At 58.4% G+C, this 12,200-nt stretch carries 13 protein-coding genes; 9 read left to right on the top strand and 4 right to left on the bottom strand.

Annotation, left to right across the window (positions count from 1 at the left end; translation table 11 throughout):
- Positions 1–91: 91 nt before the first annotated feature.
- Entirely contained in the window at positions 92–460 is a 369-nt protein-coding gene (locus ACXYMP_RS06820) for a response regulator transcription factor (protein WP_458905177.1), read from the bottom strand.
- A 145-nt stretch (positions 461–605) separates the two neighbouring features.
- The gene (locus ACXYMP_RS06815; RefSeq protein WP_298569679.1) at positions 606–1,937 is read right to left on the bottom strand and encodes a helix-turn-helix transcriptional regulator; all 1,332 of its coding nucleotides are present in this window, start codon (positions 1,935–1,937) and stop codon (positions 606–608) included.
- A gap of 234 nt (positions 1,938–2,171) precedes the next feature.
- Between ACXYMP_RS06815 and ACXYMP_RS06810 the strand changes: the two genes are divergently transcribed.
- The 6 genes from ACXYMP_RS06810 (at position 2,172) to ACXYMP_RS06785 (ending at position 7,949) form a co-directional block, all read left to right on the top strand.
- Complete coding sequence (locus tag ACXYMP_RS06810) at positions 2,172–3,515, top strand: substrate-binding protein (protein ID WP_298569682.1); 1,344 nt, start codon at positions 2,172–2,174, stop codon at positions 3,513–3,515.
- 111 nt (positions 3,516–3,626) lie between these two features.
- A complete protein-coding gene (locus tag ACXYMP_RS06805; RefSeq protein ID WP_298569684.1) occupies positions 3,627–4,658 on the top strand; it encodes a branched-chain amino acid ABC transporter permease in 1,032 nt (343 codons plus the stop codon).
- 4 nt (positions 4,659–4,662) lie between these two features.
- A complete protein-coding gene (locus ACXYMP_RS06800; RefSeq protein ID WP_298569687.1) occupies positions 4,663–5,868 on the top strand; it encodes a branched-chain amino acid ABC transporter permease in 1,206 nt (401 codons plus the stop codon).
- A 15-nt stretch (positions 5,869–5,883) separates the two neighbouring features.
- Positions 5,884–6,639, top strand: coding sequence for an ABC transporter ATP-binding protein (locus ACXYMP_RS06795; protein WP_298569690.1), 756 nt, complete (start codon positions 5,884–5,886; stop codon positions 6,637–6,639).
- Between the two features lie 14 nt (positions 6,640–6,653).
- Positions 6,654–7,448: an ABC transporter ATP-binding protein gene (locus ACXYMP_RS06790; protein WP_298569693.1), complete on the top strand. Its 795-nt coding sequence runs from the start codon at positions 6,654–6,656 to the stop codon at positions 7,446–7,448.
- 216 nt (positions 7,449–7,664) lie between these two features.
- Complete coding sequence (locus ACXYMP_RS06785) at positions 7,665–7,949, top strand: glucose-6-phosphate isomerase (RefSeq protein ID WP_298569696.1); 285 nt, start codon at positions 7,665–7,667, stop codon at positions 7,947–7,949.
- A gap of 26 nt (positions 7,950–7,975) precedes the next feature.
- Here ACXYMP_RS06785 and ACXYMP_RS06780 read toward each other — a convergent pair whose 3' ends face one another.
- Positions 7,976–8,779: a 3-hydroxybutyrate dehydrogenase gene (locus ACXYMP_RS06780; RefSeq protein WP_298569699.1), complete on the bottom strand. Its 804-nt coding sequence runs from the start codon at positions 8,777–8,779 to the stop codon at positions 7,976–7,978.
- Positions 8,776–10,290 carry a class I adenylate-forming enzyme family protein gene (locus tag ACXYMP_RS06775; protein ID WP_458905172.1) on the bottom strand — a complete coding sequence of 505 codons (1,515 nt, stop codon included), beginning with the start codon at positions 10,288–10,290 and terminating at the stop codon, positions 8,776–8,778. Before ACXYMP_RS06775 ends, ACXYMP_RS06780 begins: the two co-directional genes overlap by 4 nt.
- A gap of 189 nt (positions 10,291–10,479) precedes the next feature.
- Here ACXYMP_RS06775 and ACXYMP_RS06770 point away from each other — a divergent pair, with 189 nt between their 5' ends.
- The 3 genes from ACXYMP_RS06770 (at position 10,480) to accB (ending at position 12,190) form a co-directional block, all read left to right on the top strand.
- Complete coding sequence (locus tag ACXYMP_RS06770; RefSeq protein ID WP_298570471.1) at positions 10,480–11,016, top strand: LuxR C-terminal-related transcriptional regulator; 537 nt, start codon at positions 10,480–10,482, stop codon at positions 11,014–11,016.
- Positions 11,017–11,122: 106 nt separating this feature from the next.
- Entirely contained in the window at positions 11,123–11,518 is a 396-nt protein-coding gene (locus ACXYMP_RS06765; protein WP_458905170.1) for a hypothetical protein, read from the top strand.
- Between the two features lie 171 nt (positions 11,519–11,689).
- On the top strand, positions 11,690–12,190 hold the full coding sequence (gene accB, locus ACXYMP_RS06760; RefSeq protein ID WP_298569709.1) for an acetyl-CoA carboxylase biotin carboxyl carrier protein: 501 nt from the start codon (positions 11,690–11,692) through the stop codon (positions 12,188–12,190).
- Positions 12,191–12,200: the final 10 nt, after the last annotated feature.

The following is a 12,200-nucleotide window of genomic DNA, read 5'->3' as shown; positions in this document are numbered from 1 at the left end:
AAACCGCGCCCCTAGTGGCCACTGACGCGGACCGGTTACACGGCGGATCGGGTGTTTGGACCTCGTTCTGCGGCGATCCGTCATGGCCGGATCACCCGGAAACGAGGTCGTTCAGGGTCTCCAACACTTCGGCGTTGGAAAACGGTTTGGTCATAAATTTGCTGACACCAAGACGTTGCGCCAGTTCGCGGTCCGTGCGTTGACCGCGCGCCGTCAGCATCAGCACAGGAAGCTTGCGCGTGGCGTCATTTGCCCGCAAATCCTTCAGGATGTCATAGCCCGACCGTCCGGGCAGCATCACGTCAAGGATCAGGACATCCGGGGAGGCATCATACACGGCCTGCACTGCTGTTTCCCCGTTGGCATGTGTCGAAACCTTCCAGCCGTCGCGGCTGAGGATGAAACTGATCGCCTCAACGATATTGGGTTCATCCTCGATGACGAGCACCTGTTTTGTCATTCGTTCCTCCCCTAAGCACCGGGCTACGCCGATGCTGCTCGGCTGAATATCAACAAAGCGGGTTCACATGTCAAAGAAAACAGGGGATTGGGCGGGAAATCCGGCACCAAATACAACGTATACGTGCGCCTGCGTCGCGCCCTACTCAGCGATCGGGCGACAGAATGGATGCCTCGCGCCGGGCCGCGCAGTCTGTGCGCGGGCAAACGCGGCAAGATGATCCAACGGGAAGCGCCTTGGCCCCGGCCGCCTGTGCGTCATCGGCCGGCTGGATCAGCATGACAGCTTCCAGAACGGGCGGTCGGTCAAAAACCAGCGTGTCGCGCGCAAGACAGATGGCTTGGCACAAAAACCGCCGAGGCGTTGGGCCGGGCTGTTCGACCAGCGCGCGCTGGGGCTGGCCGGGGCGGCTTAGCGCCTGATACAGCGGCCAATAAGGGCACGCCGCCCCAAAGCGGGGCAAGGCAAACCCCGGCAATGGCTTGCGTAAATACAAAGATCCGGACCCATCGCAGGACACCAACCCAACCATTGCGTCGCCATCAGGCGGCGGCACAAATGCCAGCCGACGCATGACCACGGGAAGTGGTTGGCCGAACTGCTCGGCCAGTGCAGAGACGTCGTCTTGAGCGGTCACACGGGCAGCCTGCAACCTGTCCAAAGGGATGGCGGCAGCATCGGCCGCGTATTGCTGGAAATGCCGCCGCGCCACATCCTTGGCTTCTGCGGTTTCCAGCACACCGACCTTTTCAACCAACGCCTCAATCGCAGCCTCGCGCGTGTCGCCTTGCGCGTCCGACAGAGCCTCCAGCTCAGGCAAATGATGGTCGCGCTGGTCAAGAAACGCGGCAAGCTCCTCGCCCGGCACCACCGGGGCCATGTCCTGATCGGCGCCTGCATCCAGATATTCCACCAAACCTTGCGCGGCCCCCGACAGGCGGCGACCTTCTTCGCGCATGTTGCGAAGAAAGCGGGACTGCCAGTCCGGGTCGATATCACCCCCGCCTGACAAGATTGCCACCGTTGACCGGATCGCGGTCACCGCCGAGATAACCTCGTGCAGCGATGCCGCCAGTTCAGGATCATGGGTCAACCTGTCGGACAAGGCCTCGACCAACTGCTCCAGATCGCGGATGCGTTGGTGTTGAGCCGCCACAAGACCTGCCCAGCCGGGGAACCGCCCGGCAAGGTCTTCGGCGCGATGCAATTCCGGCTCGACCTCGGGGACGCGCTGCCCGGCGTCCCTGAGCGCACCCAGCAATGCCGCCTCGGCCCCTTCGGTCAGGGCCAGCGCATCGGTGCCCAGTTCGCGCGCGATATCTTGCAGCAACTTTCCGCCGATTCTGCGGCGGTTATGCTCGATTAAGTTGAGGTAGGCCGCTGAAATTCCCACAGCTTTCGCGAGTCCAGACTGCTTTTGCCCAAGAAAGAGGCGGCGCTCGCGGATGCGGCTTCCGGTCAAGCGGGACTGGGGCATTGGGTTTTCCTATTATTATCGGGCACTTTCTGCACCTGCGCGAAAATTACTTTACACTAATTAACACGCGTGTGTTCATTTGTTTACAAAAAAATCGTTTCATCAAAAGCATTTGTTGCGAAATTTTCTTTCCGACACCTAAGATAGGCCAGGCTTGTAAAGGCCCCCCAGCAAAAATGGGGCGGGCGCGTGCAGAGGAGGCACAGCCCAGACTATCCAAACGGGAGGAACACTATGTCCAATTCGAACCTGACGCGTCGCGGTGTCTTGAAGACCGGTGCCATTGCCAGTGCTGGCTTTGCGCTTCCGACGATCTTCACCGCCTCGTCGGCTGCTGCTTACATGAACGAACCCACAGGCGGTTCGGTCACCCTGGGGTTCAACGTGCCCCAAACCGGTCCTTACGCTGACGAAGGTGCAGACGAACTGCGCGCCTACCAGCTGGCGGTTGAACACCTGAACGGCGAAGGCGACGGCGGTATGCTGAACACCTTCAGCTCGAAAGAACTGACCGGTGAAGGCATCCTTGGCAAGAAAGTCGAATTCGTCACCGGCGACACGCAAACCAAGTCGGACGCTGCGCGTGCTTCGGCCAAGTCGATGATCGAAAAAGACGGCGCGGTGATGATCACCGGCGGCTCGTCCTCGGGCGTCGCAATTGCTGTGCAAGGCTTGTGCCAAGAAGCAGGCGTCATCTTCATGGCGGGTCTGACCCACTCGAACGACACGACGGGGAAAGACAAGAAAGCCAATGGCTTCCGCCACTTCTTCAACGCCTACATGTCGGGTGCCGCACTGGCACCGGTGCTGGCCGCGCGTTACGGCACGGACCGTAAGGCCTATCACCTGACCGCCGACTACACGTGGGGTTGGACGCAAGAAGAATCGATCAAAGCCGCGACCGAGGCTTTGGGCTGGGAAACCGTGAACGCTGTGAAAACACCGCTGGCGGCCACCGACTTCTCGTCCTACATCACGCCGGTTCTGCAGACTGACGCAGACGTTCTGGTGCTGAACCACTACGGCGGCAACATGGTGAACTCGCTGACCAACGCGGTTCAGTTCGGTCTGCGTGAAAAGCAGGTCAACGGTCGCAACTTCGAGATCGTCGTGCCGCTGTTCTCGCGTCTGATGGCGCGTGGTGCTGGTGAAAACATCAAGGGCATCCTTGGGTCGACCAACTGGCACTGGTCGCTGACCGACGAAGGCTCGCAGGCGTTTGTCAAATCGTTCGGCACCAAATACGGCTTCCCGCCGTCGCAGGCTGCACACACCGTTTACTGTCAGACCCTGCTTTACGCAGATGCCTGTCAGCGCGCGGGCACCTTCAACCCCTGCGGTGTCGTCGAAGCCCTGGAAGGGTTCGAGTTCGACGGCCTCGGCAACGGCAAGACCACATACCGTGCTGAAGACCACCAGTGCTTCAAAGACGTGCTGGTCGTGAAGGGGAAAGACAACCCGACGTCGGAGTTTGACCTTCTTGAAGTGGTCGAAGTGACACCCGTCGATCAGGTGACCTATGACCCGGAACACCCGATGTTTGCCGGTGGCAATCTGGGTCAGTGTAACGCCGGCTAAGGCGAACCGCTCACAACATGCAAAACGGGCTGTGCACACCACGTGCGCAGCCCACTCTGGCCAGTGCCGATCGGGCTCTGGGCAAGACACTCACATCTTTCGGTGGGGACAATGGACGCCATTCTTCTTCAGATTCTGAACGGGCTCGATAAGGGCTCTGCCTATGCGATGATCGCATTGGGCCTGACACTCATCTTCGGCACACTCGGGGTTGTGAACTTCGCCCACGGGGCGTTGTTTATGATCGGCGCCTTCTGTGCCGTCACCATGCAACGCATTTTCGGCATGTCCTTCGAGACCGTCGACCCAAACCAGAAAGATTTTCTGGGCAACCCGTTGAAGGTCAAAACACCCTACCTTGAAAGCTGGTTCGGACCCGAAACAGGTGCTGCGATCATAGATTGGTCAGTGCCCCTGGCGATCCTGTTCTCGATCCCGATCATGCTGATCGTGGGCTACGTGATGGAACGCGGGCTGATCAAACACTTCTACAAGCGCCCCCACGCCGATCAGATCCTCGTGACCTTCGGCCTGGCCATCGTCTTGCAGGAGCTTGTGAAGCACTTCTTTGGCGCCAACCCGATCCCTACCGGGGCGCCCGAGGTGTTCAAGGGCTCGTTCGATTTCGGCGTCCTTATGGGCTTCGATCCCAATGTGATCATCTATCCCTACTGGCGGATGGTCTATTTCTTCTTCGCCGCCATCGTCATCGGTGCCGTCTTCGCCTTCCTGCAGTTCACCACCTTCGGGATGGTTGTGCGGGCCGGGATGCAAGACCGCGAAACCGTAGGCCTTCTGGGCATCAATATCGACCGTCGTTTCACCATCATGTTCGGCATCGCGGCCGCGGTGGCGGGGCTTGCCGGTGTCATGTATGCCCCCATCAACTCGCCGAATTACCACATGGGTATGGATTTTCTGGTGCTTAGCTTCGTTGTGGTTGTTGTCGGCGGCATGGGCAGTTTGCCCGGCGCGGTATTGGCGGGCTTCATGCTCGGCATTCTGGAAAGCTTTGCCTCGATGAACTGGATCAAGTCGATGGTCCCGGGGATCGACCAAATCATCATCTACCTTGTGGCCATTATCATTCTGCTGACCCGCCCACGGGGCTTGATGGGCCGCAAAGGCGTGATGGAGGAGTAAGACAATGCTAGGACTCAACAAAAAAGACACCCGTTTCTTGCTAATTGTCGTCGCTCTGACCATGGCAACACCGATCCTGCTTCAGCCCTTCCCCGAAGGATCGGGGCTGGCGCAGTTCAATGCGGGCTACCCGGATTTGATGCAACGGTTTGCCATATTCGGGATTTTCGCAATCGGCTTCAACATCCTGTTTGGGCTTACCGGCTACCTGTCCTTCGGCCACGCGGCCTTTCTGGGCATCGGGTCATATTCGGTCGTCTGGATGTATAAGCTCTTGGATTACAACGTGATCTACGGCTTGCCGCTGGCCATTGTGATGTCGGGGATCTTCGCCCTGCTGATTGGCTATATCAGCCTGCGAAGGTCGGGCATCTACTTCTCGATCCTGACGCTCGCCTTCGCACAGATGAGCTTTAACCTCGCCTATTCGGTGCTGACCCCGATCACCAATGGGGAAACCGGTCTTCAGGTCTATACCAACGACCCGCAGGTGCTTTTGGGCGCAACCGAGCCACGCAGCCCCCATTTCTTCGGCATTGTGATGAACAATTCGTCGAAGGTGAATGTGGGTGACTGGGTGTTCACGTTCAACAACGGCTATTACTTCTGTGCCGTGATCGCGATCCTGGCCTTCTATTTAAGCCTGCGCATCTTTCGGTCACCCTTTGGTCTGATGCTGCGCGCAATCAAGTCAAACCAGCAACGGTTGAACTATACCGGCTTGAACGCACGGCCCTATACTTTGGCGGCGTTCGTGATTTCGGGCATGTATGCCGGTCTTGCGGGCGGTCTTATGGCCTCGATGGACCCGTTGGCTGGCGCAGAGCGGATGCAGTGGACGGCGTCGGGCGAGGTCGTTCTGATGACCATCCTTGGCGGCGTGGGCACCATGATGGGTCCCGTCCTTGGCGCGGGTGTAATCAAATACATGGAAAACATCTTTTCCAAGATCAACGATCAGGTTCTGCATGGCTGGTTCGGCTGGATGCCTGACGGGCTTGAGGATTTTGTGATCGGTATCAGCCACTTCTTCGTCGGCAAAAGCTGGCACCTGACATCTGGTCTTTTGTTCATGATCGTCGTGATCTTCCTGCCAGGTGGCCTTGTCGAAGGTGGCCAACGGATCAGAGCGATGTTCGCCAAAAAACGCGGTGATGACGATGACGATCCCAAACACCAACCGAAACAAGCCCCTCACGTGGCCGAATAAGAAGGAGACGGAAAGATGGGAATTCTTGAAGTCAAAGGCGTGGGCAAACGCTTCGGTGGTCTGCAGGCGCTCGGGGATGTAAACCTGAGCGTGCAACAAAACACCGTCCACGCGATCATCGGTCCAAACGGGGCTGGCAAATCGACGCTGCTGAATTGCTTCGTCGGCAAGCTGATCCCGGATACCGGCAGCGTCATGTTCGACGGCCAGTCGGTGCTGGGGCGCAGCCCGCACGAAATCAACCAGATGGGCATCAGCCGCGTGTTCCAGACGCCAGAGATCTTCAGCGATCTGAACGTCATGGAGAACATGATGATCCCCTGCTTCGCCAAACGCGACGGCGCCTTCCGCTTGCATGCCTTTGAAGGCGTCGAGAACGAAAAGGAGCTGGTCGAAAAGGCAGAGCAGATGTTGATCGACGTGAACATGATCGACAAGCGGTTCATGCATGCGGCCTCGATGTCGCGCGGTGACAAACGGCGGCTGGAGATGGCGATGTGCCTTGTGCAAGAACCCAAGCTTCTGCTGCTGGACGAACCCACCGCAGGCATGGCGCGCGCTGACACCAACAACACGATCGACTTGCTGAAAGAGATCAAGGAAAAGCGCGATATCACCATGGCGATCATCGAACACGACATGCACGTTGTGTTCAGCCTTGCCGAACGGATCACTGTTCTGGCGCAAGGCACGCCGTTGGTTGAAGACACGCCTGAAAACATCAAGGGCCACCCGAAGGTTCGGGAAGCCTATCTTGGCGAAGCGCATTAAGGGAGGCCACAGACATGGCTGAAGACAAACTGCTTGATGACGCCGCGCGTCCAGAGCGTGAGAAACGCGATTTCTCAAAGTTCCAGAACAAGGCGGCCACCGCGCCGGCCTATTTCTCGGTCTGGGATTTGCATGCCTATTATGGCGAAAGCTACATCGTGCAAGGGGTCAGTTTCACCGTCCATGAAGGTGAAATTCTTGCCCTGCTGGGGCGCAACGGGGCGGGTAAGACCTCGACCTTGCGCGCGATTGCCCGGCTGGACGATCCGATGCTCACGCACGGTGAAATCTGGCTGGATCACCAGCATTTGCACGACCGCAAAAGCTATGAGGCGGCGCAGCTTGGAATGGCGCTGGTGCCAGAAGACCGGCGGATCATCCAAGGCCTGACGGTTGAAGAAAACTTGCAACTGGCCCAGATCATCGAACCGGTGGGTTGGTCATTAGACCGGATCTATGATCTGTTTCCGCGCCTTAAAGAGCGCCGCAAACAGGAAGGCACGACCTTGTCGGGTGGCGAACAGCAAATGCTGGCCATCGCCCGCGCGCTGGCGCGTGACATCAAGGTGCTGCTGCTGGATGAACCCTATGAGGGGCTGGCCCCGGTGATCGTGGACGAGATCGAAAAGACGCTCAACATCATCAAAGAGCAGGGCATCACAACGGTGATCGTCGAACAGAACGCGGTGCGTGCGCTGGAACTGGCAGACCGTGCGGTTATCTTGGACACCGGCAGCGTGGTGTTTGATGGCACGGCCCAGGAAGTGCTGGATAACGAAGCCTTGCGGATGGAATACCTCGCGATCTGAGCCTGCTGATCCGCCACGCCAAGCCTAATTGCTTGAAACCCGCATGCTGGCTGCAGGATCCTTAAAAAGAGCTGGTGCGAACGCATCGGCTCTTTTCTTTTCTGCCCCTGGTGGCAGGTTCCCGCTTGTCCCAAAGAAAAGCGTAAGTCCCCCATTCACTTAGCCAGCCGAACGCGCAACTATGTGTGCAATAAGAATTTCTTCTAGGAGGTAATCATGAAGAAAACCGTTCTGACACTCGCTTGTGTCGCGTCGCTTGCTCTTTCGGCCTGTATGAGTCGTCCTTTGACGGATCAGGAAAAAACAGTCGCCGGGGGCGTTGCCGGTATCGCGGCAGGTCTGATCACGGCCAATGCCATCGGGGCAAACAAGAACTGGACTGTGCTGACAACCTTGGCAGGTGCTGCCGCCGGGATCATGGTTGCCCGCAACAGCTATACCAACCAATGCGCCTATTCGAACGGCGACGGCACCTATCGCACCCGGCCCTGCCCGGTCTGATAGACGAGATCTCGGACCGCGCGGGCTTACTGCGCGGTCCACCCCCCATCTATCGGAATGGTCGTTCCGGTAATGTTGTGGGCCACCCTCTGACACAGAAACGCAGCCAACGCGCCGATTTCGGACGGGTCTGACGTCCGTTGGCTGGGTTGTTTTTCTGAAAGAAGATCGGCAATCCCCGCATCGCGATCCCCACCGTGCAATGCGGCGCGCGCCTGTATCTGTGGCTCGATGATGGCTGTTTCTGTCCATCCCGGCGCAATGCAGTTCACCGTTACCCCACCTTTGATGCGGTCGCCTTTGTTGGCATATTCCAGCGCCGCAACCCGGCTCAGACCAACCAACCCGAATTTCGCAGCCACATACGGCGCCTTGTCCTTCGATGCCACCAGCCCGTGAACCGATGCGATGTTGATCACCCGGCCATAGCCGCGCGCCGCCATGGCGGGCATCAGGGCTTGCATGGTGTGAAATGCAGCCGACAGGTTTACATCCAGGATCGCGGACCATGTGTCGCGCGGCATGTCGGCCAAAGGCGCGGTGTGCTGAATGCCTGCGTTGTTGACCAGTATATCCACATCCCCCCATGCCGCTACGTCGGCCATCATGGCATCGATCGCGGACAGATCCCGCAGATCGCCGGGAAAGAACCGCGCCGCACTGGCACCCAGAGCGACAAGTTCGTCACAAACCTGCGCCGCCTCATCCGGTGTCGCCAACCCATGCACGCCCACCCGTGCGCCCGCCTGTGCCAGGCTTTTTGCGACAGCCAGTCCGATCCCTTGAACCGATCCCGTGACCAATGCGGTCTTGCCGTTCAAATCCTTCATGTGGCGTCCTCCATACGGCGTCTGAGTTCCGTCTTCAAAACCTTGCCATAGTTGTTTTTGGGCAATTCTTGCAGCTGAATATAGGATTTCGGGCGTTTGAAACGTGCGATTTGTGTAAGGCAGTGGGCATCCAGAACCGCCTGATCGAACGCAGTTCCGGGCGTCATGACCACGAATGCCACGACCTCTTCGCCCCATTCGGCGTTGGGGCGGCCCACCACACTGACCTCATGCACCTCGGGATGGGACAGCAGCGCCTCTTCCACCTCGCGGGGGTAAATATTCGTGCCGCCCGAAATGATGACGTCCTTCGACCGGTCGCGCAGGGTCAGATAGCCCTCTTCGTCCAGAAACCCCATGTCCCCGGTTTTCAACCAACCGTTCACCAAGGTTTTCGCAGTCGCATCAGGGTTTTGCCAATATCCGGGCATGACCGGGGTGCCGCGCACCATGATCTCGCCCACTTTGCCATTGGGTAAGGGGGTGCCGTCTGTGCCTCCGATCTGCACTTCGACCACGCTTTGTGCCCGACCAACCGACCCCAACCGTTCACGCCAGCGCGGGTGATCACGATCTGCAACATCATCGCGCGACAAAGCCGTGATTGCCATCGGGCATTCGCCCTGACCATAGATTTGCACGAAACGCGATCCGAACCAGTCCACCGCGTCGACGATATCGGCCAGATACATCGGGCCACCACCATAAATGACCGTCTTGATCCCTTCGCCCCGCAAGCCTTTGGCCTTGGCGACATCGGTCACGCGCCGCACCATTGTTGGGGCCATGAACATTGACAACGGACCATGATCACGGGCCATGTCGAGCAACTCGACCTCGTCAAACCCACCCGAGACCGGTGTGATGTGACGTGCGCCCTTGGCCACATGGATGGGTGCATAGATCCCGGCGCCATGGCTCATCGGTGCGATATAAAAGGCCGCGTCCTGCGATGACACCTCGTCGCAATCCAATACAAAGCTGAGCGAGGTCGATCGCAGCATTCCATGGCTGATAAAGACACCCTTGGGCTTGCCGGTCGTGCCTGAGGTGTAAAACAACCATGCCAGATCACTGTCTTCACGCGCGACCAGAGGGACCGGCGCATGCGCACACATCTCGCCGAAGGCTTCGCTTTTCACATCAACCAGAGGCACAGTCGTCGCCAGAGCGAGCTCAGCACCCAGTTCCGGCGTGACAAGGCACAGCTTTGCCCCGGCATTTTCAAGGATGAACGCCGCCTCGTTCGCGTGAAGCTTGGCATTGATGGGCACCACGGCGGCACCACGCGCCCAAATGCCGAAAAACCCCACAAGGTATTCCGGGCAGTTCTTCATGAACATCGCCACACGATCACCTGGGCCGATGTCTCGGGCGCCAAGCGCTGCCGACAGCCCTTGGGCTGCGCGTAAAAATTGCGCGTAGTTATAGACTTGCGTCGCGCCAAGGAACAAAGCTGGACGATCACCATGCACCTTCGCCGTGCGCTCCAACCACAAAGCGAGGTTCATTTGTGCACTCCATAAGCAAGCGACCAGCCAGTAGACGTGCCAAGTGTTGCGTTGCCCATTGCATTTCCCCCAAAAGAAAACCAAGCGTTCATGACAACTATCTGACGCGGCACACCCGCCACGCAAGCCCTGTAAAAATACCACCCGTTTGAAATGGCCCGCATTTCTTGGCAGGATACCCGTATGACCCTGATGGACATCGCTTTCATGCACGCCCCCACCGGCCTGGCGCTGACGGAAAACCGCATCGTGCGTCAATGCAACCTGCGCTTTGCCGAGGTTTTCGGGGCCGAGGTCGCCTCATTTGCAGACATGCCATTGGAGCGGCTGTATCCGTCCCTGCATGACTATGAAAAGGTGGAACGCGTGGGCGGGGATATTCTGCGTGAAACCGGGCGCTATGAAGACGAACGTGTCATGCGGCGCCTTGGCGGAGAGCTGTTCTGGTGTCGCGTGCGTGGCACCAGCCTGACGCCGGGCGACCCCTTCAAACAAGGCGTCTGGAGCTTTGCAGACCTGTCTGCCGAACGCCCGGTCGTCGCGCTGACACCGCGAGAACGCGAGGTGGCGATCCTGACTTGCCAAGGCAAGACCTCGAAGGAAATCGGGCTGTCGCTTGGGCTGAGTTATCGAACCGTCGAAGCGCACCGCGCCCGTTTGTTGCAGAAATTTGGTGCGCGCAAGCTGCCCGAACTTGTTGCCAAGTTCTCGGGCATGCCGCTCTAGGTGTTAACCAAATGCTGATTATACCCACCGGCTTTAACGAACCGGTAACGCTTGGCGTCTAGCGTGATCCTTGGTGGGGGCTTCGATAGAAACCGGAGCCTGGGACATGGAATTCACGATACCTGCACCGCTTGGGGCACATGCCAACCTGTTGGCCCAAACACCTGTGCGCAAACCGCCAGACATTTCAAAAGTGGAAACGGCGCCAGACGCAGGCAAAGCGCGCGCCGACATGCACAATTCGAAAGATCATGGGCAGACTCCGCAAAAGATAGAGCCAAGGACGGGACTGTCAGACCGGTTGGACATCGACACCAACCAACCCGTGGGGCCACCACCAAGCTTTCAGGTGAATGTGTTGGAGATGGAGCACCGACTTCAGCAAAAACTCGCACGGCTCGAAGCTGTTCGGGCGCAAGACGCACCGCAAAACTTCGCCACGTCCCGTCCAGTTGAAACGACCGACACAAGCACCAACGACTTAGGCGCGTCCGACGCCTAGCACATCAGGGTCTGTCGGCGTGTTTTCATGCGCCAGCATGCGCGCGACAGTTGTCGAATTTCCAATTTCGCCAACCTTCCCGCTTTTCTCCCCTTACGTAGCGTCCTATAAGCCTTGCAATCAAACATTGCCCGCGCGAACAATGGGCAGAGAAAAAAAGGGCGAGGACCCATGACCAAAAAACATCATGAAAATGACGTTGCCTTCATCGAGTCACTGGCAAAAGTCTTGCAGGAAAACGACCTGACCGAATTGGAAGTCATGCGCGACTATGGCGAAAATGACAGCCTGAGCGTGCGGGTCAGCCGCGCAAAAGAAATCGTCACCCAAATGGCTGCGCCGATGGCTGCCGCACCTGCGGCTCCAGCGGCGGTTGCCCCTGTGGCCTCTGACGCGCCTACAGCTCCAGCTCCGGCAGCTTCGGACCCGGCAAACCACCCCGGTGTGGTGCCTTCGCCAATGGTCGGCACCGTGTATTTGCAGGCCGAACCCGGCACGCCCGCTTTTGTGAACGTGGGCGACAAGGTTGCCGAAGGTCAGACCGTTCTGATCGTGGAAGCCATGAAGACCATGAACCAGATCCCCGCCCCACGCGCGGGCACGGTCAAACGCATTCTGGTCGAAGATGGTGCCCCGGTCGAATTTGGCGCACCTCTGATGATCATCGAATAAGGGACAGAGC

Source organism: Aliiroseovarius sp. CAU 1755, assembly GCF_054482655.1.
Note: the sequence above shows the minus strand (reverse complement) of the source record. Positions and strands in the feature narration are given on the sequence as shown.